This window comes from Kitasatospora sp. NPDC093806 (assembly GCF_040683335.1).
GTDB lineage: Bacteria > Actinomycetota > Actinomycetes > Streptomycetales > Streptomycetaceae > Kitasatospora.
Map to the genome: position 1 here is coordinate 1 of NZ_JBFBDO010000148.1, position 14950 is coordinate 14950.

Here is a 14950-nt window from a genome sequence, read left to right on the forward strand (position 1 = left end):
GCACCGGCCCGGCACCGCGCGATGCCGTCCTCGATGCCTCTGCGGTGCCGTTCTCGGTGCCGCGCGCGCCGCTGCGCCGTGCCGCCGTCAGCCCGCCTCCACCGCGCCGTCCCGGCCGGGGAAGCCGTGGGCGCGGGCGGAGACCACGACGAACAGGACCGGTACCAGCAGCACCAGTACCGTCCACGGGAACGGCGTGACCCCGACGGCCTGCAGGAGCAGCCCGCCGGCGATGCCGCCGCCGGCCATCGCGACGTTCCACAGCACCACCAGGATCGCCTGCGCGGCGTCCGCGGCCTCGCCGCCGGCCTGGCCGGCGGCGGTCTGCAGCAGGGTCGGCACCCCACCCCAGCCCAGCCCCCACAGCGCGGCCGCGACGTAGACGAGGGCGGGGGTGTGGGAGAACGCGCCGAGGACGGCGACGGCCGCCCCGACCAGCAGGGTCGCGGCGATCGTCAGGGAGCGCAGGTGGCGGCTGATGTAGGCGCCGACGACCCAGATGCTGACCAGGCAGGCCACCCCGAAGACCAGCAGTACGGCGTCGGTGCGCTCGCCCATGCCGATGTCGTCGAGGAAGGTGGCGATGTAGGCGTAGAGCAGGGTGTGGGCCAGGACGAACACCAGCATCACGAACAGCACCGGCGTCACCCCGGGCACGCGCAGCGTCGCGCGCACGGGGATCTTGCCGCCGGCCTTCTGGCCGGGGTAGTCGGGCACGATCGCGGTGATCCACACCAGCAGGACGGCGGTGAGCACGGTCATCGCCCAGAACGCGCTCTGCCAGGAGGCGACGCGGCCCAGGAAGGTGCCGGCCGGCACGCCCAGCGACAGGGCGAGGGGGATGCCGGCCATGGCGATCGCGATCGCCCTGCCCTCCTGGGCGGGGGCGACCATGCGCCGGGCGTAGCCGGCCAGCAGCGCCCAGGCCAGGCCCGCGGCGACGCCCGCGACGAAGCGGGCGACGAGGGTGAGGGGGTAGTTCGCGGACACGGCGGTGACGGTGTTGGCGAGCGCGAAGCCGGCCATCGCGGCCAGCAGCAGGCGCTTGCGGCGCCAGCCGGCGGTGGCGGCGGACAGCGGGATGGTGGTCAGCACCGTCCCGAGCGCGTAGATGGTCACCGTCTGGCCGGCGGCGCCCTCGCTGGTGCCGAGGCCCGCGCTCATCTCGGGCAGCAGGCCGGCGGGCAGGGTCTCGGTGAGGCTGGTGATGAACACGGCGACGGCCAGCGCCAGCAGCGCGGCCATCGGCAGCTTGGGGTCCTTCGTCGGCGCGGCGGCGGTAGGGTCGGCCGCGGCGGGGGCCGCGGTGTCGGGCGCGGGGGCGGCGGTGGGCTCGGTGCTCCTCATGACGGGATGCTCAAACCTTTCCATTAATGTGAGGGTCAAGTCCGGGTCCCGCCAGGGGGGATGGACGCCCCGGGGGCTCAGGGGCTCAGGGGCGCAGGCTGCCGATGCCGCCGTCGACGGTCAGGACGGTCCCGGTGGTGGCGGTGGCGTCCAGCGCGAGGTAGGCGATCGCCTCGCCGACCTCCTGCGGGCGGGTCAGGCGCCCCAGCGGGTGGCGCTCGTCCAGCGCCTCGCGCGCGGCCTTGGGGTCGGGGGTGGCGGCGAGGACGCGGGTGATCCAGGGGGTGTCGACGGCGCCGGGGGCGACGGCGTTGACCCGGATGCCCTCGCGGACGTGGTCGGTGGCCATGGCCAGGGTCAGCGACTGCACGGCGCCCTTGGACGCGGAGTACAGGACGCGCTGGGGCACGCCGGTGAGGGCGAACACCGAGCAGGTGTTGACGATCGCGGCGGCCGGGGACTTGCGCAGGTGGGGGAGCGCGGCGCGGGACAGGCGCACCATGCCGACCACGTTGACGTCCAGCACGCGGTGCCACTGCTCGTCGTCGTTGCCGGTGATGTCGCCGGCGGCGGCGATGCCGGCGTTGTTGACGACGACGTCGATGCGCCCGAACCGCTCCACCGCCTCGGCCACGGCCGCGCGCACCGACGCGTCGTCGCTCACGTCGCAGGCGATGCCGACCGCCGGGGCGGCCACCTCGCCGGGGTTGAGGTCCAGGGCCGCCACGCGCACGCCCCGGGCGGCGAGCGCGGCCACGGCGGCCGCCCCGATACCGGAGGCGCCGCCGCTGACGAGTGCGACGAGGGACTCGGGGGAGCTGGCTGGACTGGCTGCGGCCATGACGGAAAGCCTCCTGGACGGGACGAGGTGCGGGAACGGGGGAACGGGGGAGCGGGGGAGTGGTGCGGGGGCGGGTGCTAGCGGGCGTTCAGGCGCTCCACCAGCGGGTGCGCCGCCCCGGTCAGGCCCAGGGTGCGCCGGGCCCACCAGGCGGAGGCGAGGTTGGAGGTCACCAGCGTGCGCGCGTCGCCCTCGCGGGCGAGGTGTTCGGCGGCGGTGACGGTGGCCATCCCGGTCCCGGTGAACAGCAGCACCCCGTCCCCGGGCACACCGGCCGCGCGCACCCGCTCCAGCAGGGTCGCGGTGGTCACCTCGTACGGGTTGAACCGGTCCTCGGCCCCGTCCACGCCCGCCTCGGCGGGGGCGTAGGCGATGTGGTCGACGGTCAGGCCGGCCTTCTCCCAGTAGCCGCGGGATATGTCGGTCAGCCACGGCGCGTACGGCGACACCAGGGTCAGCCGCTTCTGCCCGAGCACCTCCAGCAGGTCGACGATCGCGTGCGAGGTGGACTGCACGGGGTAGCCGAACCGCTGCGACAGCCCCGCCAGGAACTCGGCGTCGCCGTCGGGGCCGAACAGGTAGTGCGAGGCGTTGCACGCGACCACGGCCGCGCCCAGCGCGAGCTTGCCGAACGTGGCGAGCACGTCGGGCAGCACCTCGTTGTACAGCTCCATGGTGGCGTGGTCGAATACCGGCGTCACCGGGAAACGGGTGGTGTACACATTCAGCTCGGAGCCGATGAACCGGTTGAATTCCGGTTCCGCGACGGGGTTCTCCGGCGGCACGACGAGCCCGAATCGGGGCAGCGGCAAAATGTCCATGCCGCCACGCTAGCCTCCGCCTATGCCTCAACACTCCTTCCCGGCGGCAATCTTGACGTATCGTCAGCCACTTTCGGCAAAGCCCCGCGAATTCTTGACGATCCTTGACATCCCTTCACGCATTCCCACACGCGAGGAGAGGGGGGCCCGCCCGCCGGGCATCCGGCGGGCCCCTTGACGGCGCCGGGGCGCGTCCCCCATGGTGTGGACCACTCCCTCGCACCGCTGCCCCGTCGGTACGCCCCCACCCGGAGACGGCATGCGTGCACCCGCCCCACCCCGTCCTGCCCGCCGGCGCGCCGGCTTGTCCGTCGGCCTCGCCGTCGCGGCCCTCACCGCGGCCGCCTCCACCGTGGGCCTGGCCGCCGCCACCACGTCGGCGGACCCGCTCCCGAGGGTCGAGCTGATCGTCAACGGCGCCTTCGACTCCTACCCGTGGATCTGGCGCTGTGAGAACGTCCGCTCCAGCGGCGTCCCGCACGTGCACTACATGACGGGCGTCCCCACCGCCGACAGCACCGCCGGCTGCGCCCAGCGGGTGCGGGTGCGGCCCAACTCCCGCTACACCCTGACGGCTTCGGTGCGCGGCCCGTTCGCCTTCGTCGGGGTCAGTGGATCGGGCGGCGAGAACGCCTCCACCTGGTCGAGCGGGCAGGACTGGAACGACCTGTCGGTGCAGGTCACCACCGGGCCGGACACCGAGCTGCTGACCGTGTACTTCCACGGCTGGTACGAGCAGTCCCCCTACGACGTGCGGCGGATGTCCTTCGTCGGCCCGGGCTTCGAACCGAACCCGTGCACCGAACCCGACAGCCCCACCCCCACCCCGACGGCGACCGCCCCCACGTCCCCCTCGCCGTCCTCCACCTGCTACCGCACCTACATCCCCTGACGGCCGACCGCCCCCGCGCCGTCCGAAGGCCCGCCCCCCACCCCGGAGATGCCATGCGCCCACCCCGCTCCCGCCCCCGCCGCGCCCGCCACGCCGGGGCCGGCGGGCCGCTCGGCGCCGCCCTCGGCGTGCTGCTCCTCGTCGGCACGGCCGCGGCCGCCGCGACCGGCTCCGCCACCGCGCAGCCCGCGCCCGTGGAGTGGATCAAGAACGGCGACTTCAGCGGCCCGCTGGAGCGGGGCTGGTCCTGCGAAGGCGAGTTCGTCCAGACGGCCGGGCAAGGCGTGGAGGGCCGCCCCGGCGGGCAGAGCTACGCCGGCTGCACGCAGACGGTCCCGGTCGTGCCCGGCACCTCCTACCCGTTCTTCGCGCGGGTGTCCGGCGCCTACGCCTTCGTGACCGTCTCCGGCACCGGGACGGGCAGCGGCGAGGAGACGCTGTGGGCCCCCGGACCGGGGGAGGCGACGCTGTTCACCACCCTCGTCATCGGCGACTCCCACGAGGTGCGGGTCACCTTCCACGGCTGGTACGGGCAGGGCCCCTACCAGGTCAGCCGCGTCTCGATGATCGGACCGATGTACCCGTCCGGGTGCGAGAGCCCCACCCCCACCCCCGGCACCCCCGCCCCGACGTCGACCAAGCCGTGCATGCCCCGCCCGTAGGTGTCCCCAAATTGCTTCGGTGGCCTCTCGACGAAGCCGAGAGGCCACCGCGTTGGTCTATTCGCTGAGGTCGAACGCCCCGCCCTTGACTCCTTGGAGGAGTGCGGCGAACTCACTGCGGCCGGTGCGGACTATGACAGCACCGTCATCGGACTCGCGAATCTCGATCAGCCTATTGGCCGCCCGCACCTCAATACAGTTGTCATTTGCGGCGGAGTGGCTGGACTTCTGCCATGAGCTAGACATGCTTTTTCCCTATTCCGTCTTTGATGGACCGGATGAAGTCTCGTGACTCTCCTTCGGGGAGAGCGCTGGAATCCATCTGAGCGATCAGAGCCCGGAACCTTGCCAAGTGGGCGGGGGCTTCGAAGAGCTGGCCGCCGTGGCCTGTGTCCATCTGTGCGGTGTCCAACTCGGTGATTGGCCCCGCTGCGTAGGTGAAGTTCTCACTGGGGCTCGGGACGACGCTCGCGCCGAACGGTACCACTCGAACCGAGATGTTCGATTGTTCGGAGTCGTTGATGAGCGCGTCGAGCTGCTCGGCCAGGATCTTCGGGCCGCAGAACTCCATGTGTAGTGCTGTCTCATGGATGAAGGCGGTGTGAGGAGTCGCCTCGGATCGGACAACGTGCTGTCGGCGCATTCGAAACGTCGTTCTGAGCTCGACCTGGTGGTGGGGCAGCGGTGGGTAGGTGTGGGCGAATAGGACGCGCGCGTAGTCGCTGGTCTGAAGCAGTCCGGGGATGAAGGTGGTCGTGTAGACCGTCAGCTGATGCGCATTGCTTTCAAGCTCTGCAACCTCAAGGAAGTCCGTCGTGAGGCTCCCGCGATACTCCTCCCACCAGCCGCTCTTCTCGCGGGCCCCGGTCATGTCGAGGAGGGATTCGATCAGCGGCTGATTGGCGCACATGCACGTCGCGGCGATGGCATGCAGGCGATCCACGCTGACGCCGGTCTTGCCGGTCTCCATCTGCGTGATGTGAGCGGGAGTCACGCCGAGCGCACGGGCGAGCTGGCTGCCGCCGAGGCCGGCCTGCTCTCGCATCCTTCGGAGCTCCGCGCCCAGGCGGCGCTGACGAAGGGTCGGGTTGGGGCGACTGGGCATCGTGTCCTCTCGGCGTTTCGTGGGTCCAGTCTGCCGCGTCGGCCGCGCGGAGGGCCATCCGTCCCCCGGAAGGGGGAACTTCACCTCGTCTTCCTAAATTTAAGTTCCGGTGCGCTATGGTCGATGTCACATCGATCCGACGGATCGTCAACAACGCCTGTTTCCGGGGCAGTAGGCGCCTGCTGCCCGTGTGCCCCCGGCGACGATTCCGCCGTTCAGCGCACCATCACCCCCTCTGTACGAACCCCCCTCGGAGGTTCCCCATGCGTGCCTTCACCCCGCCCGACTGGTCCGCCGCCCGCGAGGAGCTGCGCGAGGCGATGACGGGCGCCGGCTGGCCGGACGACCTGATCCGCGACGCCGAACTCGCCCTCCACGAGCTCTACGTCAACGCCTTCAAGCACGGCGGCAGCCCCTCGCCCGCCGTGGTCGTCGTCCTCTCCGGCGGCGACCGCACCCTGCGCGTGTGCGTGTGCGACGACTGCCCCACCCTCCCCGAACCGCGCGCCTGCGCCGACCCCTACGCCCTCTCCGGCCGGGGCCTGCACCTGGTGCGCGCGCTCACCCACCGCTTCGGCGCCGAGACCCGCACGCGCGGCAAGCGCGTCTGGTTCGAGCTGGACCTGGCCGCGTGAACACCTCCGCCCGCCGCGAGCCGATCGCGCCCGACGACCCCTCGCTGCGCACCTACACCGAACCCGAGGTGACCGCGCTGCTGGGCGAACTCCACTACTACGGAAGCCGTTTCGGCATCCAGTGGGGCTCGGCCGCCGTCACCGAGACCACCCTCGACGGGCGCCCGCTCGTCGACTTCGGCAGCGCCTCCCTCTCCACCCTCCTCAACCTCCTCCACCTGCTGCGCGACCTCCACGGCGGCCGGGCGGACGCGCCGTGACCACCACCGACGCCCTGGTCGCCGCCGCCTTCGCGATCCTCACCGCGCTCGCCTTCGCCACCGTCGTGCTCGGCGTCCTCGCGACCCTGCGCATCTCCCGCCCCGACGAGCCCGCCCCCGCCCCCGCCCGCCGCCCCGTCCGCCGCACCCCCACCCCCGCGCGGCGCCCGGGCCCCGATCCCGACTGCCCGGACCCCGCCCCGCGCATACCCGCCTGACGCCGCCGACGGGGGCCGCCCGGCCCACGCCCGGGCGGCCCCGGCAGCGGTTCCCCGGGACGCAGCCCTCGGGAACGCGGGAATCGGGGAACCGGTGTCACGGGAGGGCCGTTTCCCGATACTGGATGGACAATCGACGGATCGTTGTCTCCCGGGGGTGGGTGTGCTGCGCAGGAGTGGTGTCGCAGGCCTGGGGCTCGCTGTGGCCCTGGCACTGACGGCGTGTTCGGGCGGAACCGACCGGAAGGACGACCGGGCGGGCATCTCGGACGCCAGGGCCGTCGACGCGCCGTTCAGCCCGGCCCAGCTCAAGCAGGCCATCCCCAGCCGCCTCGCCGCCCCCGCGGGCTGGGGCGTCACCGGGCCGTTCGCCGACGAGGGCCGCCAGGCCGAGGACAAGTGCGCCGGTCAGCGCCTCCCCGGCTGTGTCGGCCTCACGGCCACCGTGACGGTCGACCTCGTCAAGAGCGATTCGCGCGGCGACACCAACGTGCATTTCGCCCTCTCCGCCTTCGACTCCCTCGACAACGCCAGGGTCCGGATGAAGGGGGAGCTCCAGGACCACCAGGCCAAGCAGGCCGACTCCACGCCGCTGGCCCTCGACGTGCCCGGAGCCGAGGACACGATCGCCTACGCGCAGAGCGGCGGCTCGGGCGAGCGGTTCGAAACGGCCCGGTTCCGGGTGGGGACGGTCGTGGTCCTGCTGTTCGCCAGGGGACTGCCCCCGGACCACGACCTGGCGTCCTTCGCCCGCCTCCAGGCGCAGCGCCTCGCCGTCGCCGCCGAGAACCGCAACCCCGACGCGTGAGCGCCCGGCGCGCGCCGACGGGGAGCTGTCCGCGCGATCATGAGCGGAGCCGGATGGCCCGTGGGTGATGCCCGGCAGGACCTTCAAGGGGCTGACCGACCGGACGCTCGCCTTGCAGGCTGCGGAGTCGCTCGCCCGGGAGGCCGGGCGGGACGCCCGGGGTGTGCCGGTCCGGCCGGGAACCGGTCGAGATTCGGCTTCGGCGTACACCAGTGCCTGGGCCAGCCGCCGGCCCGCGCCGAACTCCAGATCGCCCTGGAGACGCTGTTCCGCCGCCTGCCGGGCTGCGCCCGGCCGGCGAGCGCGAGTTCCGTACCGATTCCTTCATCTACGGGATGCGGTCACTGCCCGTGACCTGGTGAACGGGGCCCGACGGAGAACCCTCACAACGCCTGTTGCCGACCGGCAGAAACGGCCGCAGCCGTTCCCACCCGGCACCTGCCCCACCTGCCGACAACCCGCCCCATGGCAGACCTACGACACCACCTGAAAGAGCACTCCTAGGCGTTGTGGTGGACGATCTGGATGAGGTTGCCGCACGTGTCGTCGAAGACGGCGGTGGTGACCGGGCCCATGGCGGCCGGTTCCTGGGTGAAGACGACGCCCTGGGCGCGCAGCCGGGCGGTCTCCGCGTGGACGTCGGCGACCTCGAAGGAGGTGGCGGGGATGCCGTCCTTGACCAGTGCCTGCTTGTACGGGGGGACGGCGGGGTGGCCGGAGGGCTCCAGCAGCAGTTCGGCGCCCTGGGGGTTCTCGGGCGAGACGACGGTCAGCCAGCGGGCGCCGCCGCCGAGCGGGATGTCGTTCTTCTTCACGAAGCCCAGCACGCCGGTGTAGAAGTGCTCGGCCTTGTCCTGGTCGTCGACGAACACGTGGGCGACGTAGATCTTCATGCTCGGGTCTCCGCTCTCCCGCCGGTGCCGCTGCGGCGCACGACGGTCACCGTACCCCGGCCCGCGGCCGGGCCCCGGGACATCCGCACCGACCGCCGCCGGGTCGGGGCCTGTCGCCGGGGCCGCCTCGGTTTCACTCGTCCGGGTGGTTTACGGAACCGGGGGATGTGCCGTGTCGCCCCTGGTCCTACGGTCCCTGTCGGACCGGCAGGCACGGGAAGGCCACGCATCCGATCGGAGAACACGATGGCCGTCGACATCCGGAAGCTGTTCAACGAGGAACTGCCCGTCACCCTCGCCCGCTACCCGCAGCAGGCGCGGGAGATCGGCGGCAGGTTCCAGCTGCACATCACCGGGGAGGGCGGCGGCTCCTGGTTCGTCGACGCCTCCGAGACCGGCCCGCACGTCGCCCCGGGCATCGGCGAGGGCGCCGACCTCACCTGCACCCTGGCCGTCGAGGACTTCCAGAAGCTCTACGAGAACCCGCAGGCCCACGGCACGCAGCTGTTCTTCGCGGGCAAGATGAAGATGGTCGGCAACCAGATGCTCGCCATGAAGCTGGGCAAGCTCTTCACCCTCGGCACGAGCTGACCACCCCGCCCGTCCCCGCCGCACCCATGGGTTCCCGGCCGCAGGGAGGCCGCACCACGCAGGGAAAGGCACCCCCTGAAGCGGGCCGGGCGAAGGGGCTTGCCGGGCGTGGTCCCCGGCTTTCCCGGCGTCGGGGAATCATCGGGAATCACCGCTGACAGGGCGCCGGTTGGGGCCGACCATGGGCCTTCCTGTCTGTCGGCGAAAGGAACGGCTATGGCAAGGCGGCTGCGGGCCATCGGCAGCACGTCGGGGGTCGGGGACTGCCCGACACTGTACGAGGACGTGGACACCGGCGAAGTGGTCGTGCAGGGGTACGCCGTGACGGACCCGCAGGACGTGGCGCAACTCAGGTACGTGAAGGAGGATGAAGGCTTCGTGGTCGTGCCCCGCGAACTGCTCGCGAGGTTCGCGCCGAAGGAGTCGACGCCAGTGCCGCAGTTCGTTCCCCAGCAGAAGATCACCGAGTTCATCAACGACGGTTTCGAGCACACCGCGTGGCGGCTGGAGACGAGGACCGGGTACCGCTCCGACCGGCAGATGCCCTCCTACTCCGAGTTCCTCCGGACGGGGGACACCGCCGGAGAGGTCGGACACCCCTGGTTCGAGAATGTGCGCCGTATGGCCGACAAGGGCAAGAGGTTCGAGCGGGTGCGCCTGGTGGACAACCCGCCGACCGAGGGGCAGCGGTACCTGCTGGCGTGCGCCCGCACCAACGTGGCAGCCGGTGAGGACATCCGGTACATGTGGCGCCCGGACGGCGAGTCGGCGGGGCTGGCCGGGCTGTCGGACTTCTGGCTCTTCGACTCCCGCACGGTCGCGCGCTTCCACTTCGAAGGAGAGCGCACCATCGGTATGGAGCTGGTCACCGACCCGTTGGAAGTCCTTCAAGCCTGCCAGGCCCGCGATGCCGCCTGGCACCACGCCCTGCCCTACGCGCAGTTCCGGGCTCAGGTACCTTCCGGCATGTGAGCACCGACTATCAGCAGGCGCGGTCTGCTCTTGGTGCCCGGATGCGTGAACTCCGCACCGAGAGCGGGCTGTCCGGACGAGCCGTGGCCGCGCGTCTGGGCTGGCCCCAGTCCAAGGTCAGCAAGTTGGAGAACGGCAGGCAGTCGCCCACCAGGACCGATGTGGTCGCATGGGCCGAGGCCGTCGGCAGGCCAGGTGCCGGCGCCGAACTGGTGGGCCGACTGCGGACGGTGGAGACGCAGTACCGATCGTGGCGGCGCCAACTCGCCGGTGGCGTGCGGCCGGTGCAGGAGACGCATGCCGCGCAGGGGGAAAGGACCGGCGACCGCCGGTCGTTCGACCCGACCCTGGTTCCCGGTCTCCTGCAGACCGCCGAGTACGCCCGGGCGGTTCTCACCCGGTACACCAGGGTCCACCCATCGATCCGCGACGTCGAGGCTGCGGTAGTAGCCCGCATGGAACGTCAGAGGGCTCTCGGTGATCGGTCGCGGTCGTTCCACTTCCTGCTGTGGGAAGGTGCCCTTGTCTCCCGGCTCTGCCCGCCGGCCGTCCTGGCGGACCAGCTGGAGTCCCTCGTCCCCTGGCTGGCGCCTGGGAACGTGCGACTCGGGATCGTGCCGTTCGATGCCGACCTCAGAGTGCCCGCAGGAGTCGGCTTCTCCATCCACGACGGCGTATTGGTCATCACCGAGTCCTGGCACGCGGAAATGTGGCTGGACGATCCGGCGGACATCGCGCTTCACATCCGGGCGTGGGAGGCGCTGGCGGAGAGCGCTGTCTACGGTCCGTCAGCCCACCGGGTGATCGCCAGGGCCCGCCGGTCGCTGCTGTGAGAATCATCGGGAATCACCGCTGCCCGGCTCCGGCCGCCGCCCCTACATTCCTGGTGACGGGACCCAGCCGGTCGCGGCAGGCTCCCGTCGGTCGAACCGGTCAGGTGCGCAAGCCGTCTCAACCCCGCCCGGACGACCGGCCCCGGCGGGACCGCCTATCAGAACCAGGGAGCCCGAATGCGCGACGTACACGCCCTGCTGACCCCCGAAGCGTTCGAGGCCGTCACCGCAACAGTGATCGACAACAACCCCCGCATGGCGGCGGGCACCGCCGAGCGCATCGTCACCGAAGCGCTCAAGTTCGTCGCCACCGCCCGCACGTTCCCCACCGAGCGCATCACCCCGTCCAACGTCGTCGACGAAGGGTGGCACGCCCTCATCCTCCACACCCGCCCCTACGCCGGACTGTGCGCACGGCTCGGCGGGTTCGTCCACCACTACCCCGAGCGCCCCGACCCGTCGCGCCACGACCCGGACGCCCTCGCCCGGACCGTCGCCCTCATCAAGCAGGCCGGCTACACCCCCGATCACGAACTGTGGACCGGCCCGACCCGCGCCCTGGTGGCCGTGGCCGCCGGCTGCTCCCACACCCCCATTCCCGGCGGATGCGGACCCATCAACCCCGGCGGGTGCGCGTCGCACTGCTCCGGCGGTGGCGGCGGCGGTGGTGGCGGCGGCGAGGGCGGCGAAGCCCACTAACCTGAATCCACCCGGACGAAGAGGGCGGGAAGCATGGACGAGGACGAAGCCCGGCGGCTGGCCGATTCGATTCGGCGCCTGGGCATCCGGGGGATCGTGTCCCGCGAGGACCCGGGCGACCCGGACGGGCGATGGCGGGTGTACGACCGCGCCGACCCCTGCACCCGGCGGGACATCACCGACGACGTGCTGACGGCCGTCCGGGGCCGGTCCCGTCGGGCGGGCCGGAGCGGTCCGACGCGAGGGTTCGTCGTTCCCGCCCCTCGCCGGACAACGCCCTGAAACGGCCCCGTCCGGGGTCACCCGGGCCCGGCGCCAAACCCGGACCCGACCACCACCGGGGCCCCGCCCCGCGCATACCCGCCCGGCCCGGGGCCGGCCTGCCGTCCTCGCCGCACGGTTGCGGCACCCGAGGCCCGGTAGGGGGCGGGGCGGGCGGCTCAGGCGGCGTGGCGGGTGGCGGCGGTGGCGGTGCCGGTCATGACCAGCCAGCCGAGGACGGGGACGGCCAGCGCGGCGGCGAGCGGCAGCTGCGCGGACACCAGGGCCAGGGATCCGGCGAGCGCGAGGCAGGCGGTGAGGAGGCCGAAGCCGAACGCGGGCGCGGGCCCGCCCGGGCGCGTCCAGGCCAGTCCGAGGGCGGTGAGGGCCGCCCCCAGGCCGGCCAGCAGGGCCACCTTGAAGCAGGTCAGCCAGGGCGTGTCCGGGTCGGTGGCGCGGTGCTCGCGGTAGGAGACCTCGGCCACCTTGCCCCGGTAGAGCGTCAGGTCCACGTCCGTGCCGGGTTTCGCGTCGTCGTAGAACTCCCAGCTGACCGTGTAGGTGTGCCGGGGGGCGTTCTCGCGGGCCACGGTCAGCGTGTAGGTGGTGGAGTCGCCGCCGCTGTGGCGTTCCCTGGCCGTCACCTTGCCGCTCTCGTGCCGCACGCAGTCCGCGCCGGGCGCGGCCGTGTCGCACGCCGGGGCGCCGCGGTAGGCGCTCGACGCCTCGCTCGCGCCGGCGAACCAGCCGAAGCCCAGCACGGCGGCGGCCAGCCCCGCCAGCAGGAACAGGCCCTGCGCCAGGACGTGCCCGGCCGTCCCGGCGGCCCGCCCGAGCCCGCCGGGCGCGCCCGCGTCCTTGCTCCGAGCGTTCACCGCAAACCCCCTCCGCTCGCCCCCGGGCACCTCCCCGGTGCCCCCACCCGCGATGATCCCCGCCGGGCGGCCGGCGGGGCAGGGCCCGGGCGCTCCTGTAGCGAAGCTGTGCAGATCCCGGGACAGGCGAGCGGCCCCACCGCCGCCCGCGCGGGAGAGTGACGTACCGTCATGGAGCGCCGGGCTCAGGGGTTCCCGGCCGCAGGGAGGCCGCCGCGATGCCCGAGAAGACCACCGTGCACAAGGTCCTCGCCTACGTCGTGCGCGACGGCCGGCTGCTGGTCTTCCGCCACACCGGCCGCAGCGCGGAGGAGGTCGGCCTCCAGGTCCCGGCCGGCACGATCCGCGCGGGGGAGAGCCCGGAGGCCGCCGCCTTGCGCGAGGCGCGCGAGGAGACCGGCCTGGACGGCCTCGCCGTCGTGCGCGAGCTCGGCGAGAGCGTGTACGACATCACCCCCTACCGCTTCGAGGTCCAGCACCGCCACGTCTTCCACCTGCAGCTCACCGGCCCCGCCCCGCACCGCTGGGCGAGCCGGGAGGACCACGACGGCGAGCACGAGCCCACCGCCTTCGAGTGCTTCTGGATCCCGCTCGCCGACGCGCACGTCCTCCAGTCCGGCCAGGGCGCCCTGCTGGGCCGCCTGTTCGACTGACCGGCGCCCGCGCCGCCCGGCCGCGCCCTCGCCCGCCGGCCGCGTCCCCGCCCGCCGGTCGTGCCGCCGACCTCCGAAGGTCGCCACCGTCGTCCACCTCGTGGGCGCCGGTCCGGGATGGCGCCAGAAGGGCGTGCCCGCACCGGTCTCGCGAAGTCGGGCCGGTACCGGGGGCAGGTTGAGCCGGCCCCGTCGGCCGGAGGAAGGCGCTCAGGTCAGGGGATGCGGCGGCTGGGGCGATTCGGCGGGTCGGTCGGGCTGCGCGGCTGCTCGGCGGATCTCCGCCAGGAGTGCCTCGTCCGTCAGACGGGCTTCCGGGGCCGGTGCCGAGTCGATGAGCGAGTGGAGGATGTCGTGGAGTGACCCGGAGGCCGTAGGGGCGTCCTCTCGGCGGTCATCTTGCGGTGTCTCGTTCATGGTTCGGTACACGATCCCGGGAAGAGGCGAGGTTTGATTGAGTACGGACAAGTGTGCGGCGGTGCTTCTGAACTCTTCCGCCCGGAAAGCGCCGGGAAACGCCGCAATCCTCCGGCGTGCCCTCCCCGGTCGGGAGGCGGGCCGGTCCCGGGGCGTGTGCGGAGTCCGCCGCACACGGAGATCACCCAGGAGTTGCGGGGACCGGAGAGATCCTCGTGGTGGGTGGATGGCGCGGGTGCTCCGGATCGGTGGAGCCGGGTGTCCGGGGGCCTTCTTGTGCCTGGCGTGCACGGCGGGAGCGCGGACGGCCAGGCCTTCAGGATCTCGGCCGGCCGGTGAGCTGCTTCGGGGGGCTCCCCCTGAGGGTGGGGAGACCCCCCGACGGGCGGACCGCCGGAACAGGCAGCGGTCGCCGGTGGTCCGGAGGCCGAATTCCGCTTCGGCGCGCTCGAGATCGCTGCCGTCGAGGCCGGAGCCCGTGATGCGGCAGCCGGTGCGCGCCGAGCGCCGGGCCGTTTCGCCGCCGAGGCGGGCTGCGCTGCTGCCGATCACAAGGTGACAGTAGCGTTCCCGTCCGCCCGGGAGCGCAGGTCCCGGCGGGTGTGACGGCGATCACCGGCCGGCGGGTGGTGCAGCGCGGTGGGGCGGGAGGCGGTCCGTGGTGAGGCAGGTTCGGCCACCGCCCGATCCCTCCTCGCGTCAGGCCGGCGCGGCGGCCCCGTCACGGCTCGCCGACGATCCGCCGGATCGGCCGTGCCCGTCCCGAACCGTGCGGGCCTGACCCGGTGGCCGCTCCGGTGCCGGGAGACGCCGGATCACACGCAATCGCGGGCGACCACGAACGCCGTCGCACCCGGCGGCGGTTCCGGCGGGAGGGCGATGCGCAGCCGCTCCCGCAGCACGCCCAGGGCCCGGCAGCTGGAACTGCGGACGGTGGCAGGGGAGCAGTCCATGATCCGGGCCGTCTCCTCGACGCTCAGGTCCTCCCAGTAGCGCAGGTAGACCAGGCCCCGCTGGCGGGGCGTGAGCGCGGCCAGGGCGGCGAGGAGCACCAGGCGGTCCGCCACGCGACCGGCGTCCTCGGGTACCGGTGCCGGTTCCGGTGGGGTGTCGTTCAAGAGCTCGCACGTCCAGCGGTGCGCCCGCCGGTCGCTGATGAAGAGCCGC

At 72.7% G+C, this 14950-nt stretch carries 19 protein-coding genes and 1 pseudogene; 12 read left to right on the forward strand and 8 right to left on the reverse strand.

The features are described from left to right. Positions 1-87: 87 nt before the first annotated feature. From AB0N76_RS36565 to AB0N76_RS36575, 3 genes are all read right to left on the reverse strand, one after another. A complete protein-coding gene (locus AB0N76_RS36565) occupies positions 88-1347 on the reverse strand; it encodes an MFS transporter (protein WP_363564870.1) in 1260 nt (419 codons plus the stop codon). Between the two features lie 85 nt (positions 1348-1432). Then, positions 1433-2188, reverse strand: a complete 756-nt coding sequence (locus AB0N76_RS36570; protein ID WP_363564873.1) for an SDR family oxidoreductase — start codon at positions 2186-2188, stop codon at positions 1433-1435. Positions 2189-2265: 77 nt separating this feature from the next. After that, entirely contained in the window at positions 2266-3009 is a 744-nt protein-coding gene (locus AB0N76_RS36575; RefSeq protein ID WP_363564875.1) for an arylmalonate decarboxylase, read from the reverse strand. 259 nt (positions 3010-3268) lie between these two features. On the opposite strand from AB0N76_RS36575, the gene AB0N76_RS36580 reads away from it, so the two are divergent. Both AB0N76_RS36580 and AB0N76_RS36585 read left to right on the forward strand, forming a co-directional pair. Then, a complete protein-coding gene (locus tag AB0N76_RS36580) occupies positions 3269-3901 on the forward strand; it encodes a hypothetical protein (RefSeq protein WP_363564877.1) in 633 nt (210 codons plus the stop codon). Between the two features lie 53 nt (positions 3902-3954). Beyond that, a complete protein-coding gene (locus AB0N76_RS36585) occupies positions 3955-4563 on the forward strand; it encodes a hypothetical protein (protein WP_363564879.1) in 609 nt (202 codons plus the stop codon). Between the two features lie 57 nt (positions 4564-4620). On the opposite strand, the gene AB0N76_RS36590 is transcribed toward AB0N76_RS36585, so the two are convergent. Then, positions 4621-4809 (reverse strand): DUF397 domain-containing protein, encoded by a 189-nt coding sequence (locus AB0N76_RS36590; protein WP_363564881.1) that lies wholly within the window; start codon positions 4807-4809, stop codon positions 4621-4623. Beyond that, on the reverse strand, positions 4802-5668 hold the full coding sequence (locus AB0N76_RS36595; RefSeq protein ID WP_363564906.1) for a helix-turn-helix transcriptional regulator: 867 nt from the start codon (positions 5666-5668) through the stop codon (positions 4802-4804). Before AB0N76_RS36595 ends, AB0N76_RS36590 begins: the two co-directional genes overlap by 8 nt. A 263-nt stretch (positions 5669-5931) precedes the next feature. Between AB0N76_RS36595 and AB0N76_RS36600 the strand changes: the two genes are divergently transcribed. From AB0N76_RS36600 to AB0N76_RS36620, 5 genes and pseudogenes are all read left to right on the forward strand, one after another. After that, positions 5932-6303 carry an ATP-binding protein gene (locus AB0N76_RS36600; RefSeq protein ID WP_363564883.1) on the forward strand — a complete coding sequence of 124 codons (372 nt, stop codon included), beginning with the start codon at positions 5932-5934 and terminating at the stop codon, positions 6301-6303. Further along, the gene (locus tag AB0N76_RS36605; protein ID WP_363564885.1) at positions 6300-6563 is read left to right on the forward strand and encodes a hypothetical protein; all 264 of its coding nucleotides are present in this window, start codon (positions 6300-6302) and stop codon (positions 6561-6563) included. The genes AB0N76_RS36600 and AB0N76_RS36605 overlap by 4 nt, the downstream gene beginning before the upstream one ends. After that, complete coding sequence (locus AB0N76_RS36610; protein ID WP_363564887.1) at positions 6560-6781, forward strand: hypothetical protein; 222 nt, start codon at positions 6560-6562, stop codon at positions 6779-6781. Before AB0N76_RS36605 ends, AB0N76_RS36610 begins: the two co-directional genes overlap by 4 nt. A 202-nt stretch (positions 6782-6983) precedes the next feature. Continuing rightward, positions 6984-7589: a hypothetical protein gene (locus tag AB0N76_RS36615; RefSeq protein WP_363564889.1), complete on the forward strand. Its 606-nt coding sequence runs from the start codon at positions 6984-6986 to the stop codon at positions 7587-7589. A gap of 192 nt (positions 7590-7781) precedes the next feature. Next, a pseudogene (locus AB0N76_RS36620) lies at positions 7782-7874 on the forward strand (cytochrome P450); the annotation flags it as partial. Between the two features lie 215 nt (positions 7875-8089). On the opposite strand, the gene AB0N76_RS36625 reads toward AB0N76_RS36620, so the two are convergent. Continuing rightward, the gene (locus AB0N76_RS36625; protein WP_363564891.1) at positions 8090-8482 is read right to left on the reverse strand and encodes a VOC family protein; all 393 of its coding nucleotides are present in this window, start codon (positions 8480-8482) and stop codon (positions 8090-8092) included. 246 nt (positions 8483-8728) lie between these two features. Here AB0N76_RS36625 and AB0N76_RS36630 point away from each other — a divergent pair, with 246 nt between their 5' ends. The 4 genes from AB0N76_RS36630 (at position 8729) to AB0N76_RS36645 (ending at position 11577) form a co-directional block, all read left to right on the forward strand. Then, positions 8729-9073, forward strand: a complete 345-nt coding sequence (locus AB0N76_RS36630) for an SCP2 sterol-binding domain-containing protein (protein ID WP_363564893.1) — start codon at positions 8729-8731, stop codon at positions 9071-9073. 216 nt (positions 9074-9289) lie between these two features. Continuing rightward, entirely contained in the window at positions 9290-10045 is a 756-nt protein-coding gene (locus tag AB0N76_RS36635; protein WP_363564895.1) for a DUF6879 family protein, read from the forward strand. Next, positions 10042-10878, forward strand: coding sequence for a helix-turn-helix transcriptional regulator (locus AB0N76_RS36640; RefSeq protein WP_363564896.1), 837 nt, complete (start codon positions 10042-10044; stop codon positions 10876-10878). Before AB0N76_RS36635 ends, AB0N76_RS36640 begins: the two co-directional genes overlap by 4 nt. Positions 10879-11055: 177 nt before the next feature. After that, positions 11056-11577 carry a hypothetical protein gene (locus AB0N76_RS36645; RefSeq protein WP_363564898.1) on the forward strand — a complete coding sequence of 174 codons (522 nt, stop codon included), beginning with the start codon at positions 11056-11058 and terminating at the stop codon, positions 11575-11577. Positions 11578-12017: 440 nt separating this feature from the next. Here the strand turns inward: AB0N76_RS36645 and AB0N76_RS36650 are convergent, their stop codons facing one another. After that, positions 12018-12713 carry a hypothetical protein gene (locus AB0N76_RS36650; protein ID WP_363564900.1) on the reverse strand — a complete coding sequence of 232 codons (696 nt, stop codon included), beginning with the start codon at positions 12711-12713 and terminating at the stop codon, positions 12018-12020. Positions 12714-12931: 218 nt separating this feature from the next. Between AB0N76_RS36650 and AB0N76_RS36655 the strand changes: the two genes are divergently transcribed. Beyond that, on the forward strand, positions 12932-13366 hold the full coding sequence (locus AB0N76_RS36655; RefSeq protein WP_363564902.1) for an NUDIX domain-containing protein: 435 nt from the start codon (positions 12932-12934) through the stop codon (positions 13364-13366). A gap of 1232 nt (positions 13367-14598) precedes the next feature. Here the strand turns inward: AB0N76_RS36655 and AB0N76_RS36660 are convergent. Then, the coding region (locus tag AB0N76_RS36660; protein WP_363564904.1) for a sigma factor-like helix-turn-helix DNA-binding protein at positions 14599-14950 on the reverse strand (352 nt) is incomplete at its 5' end.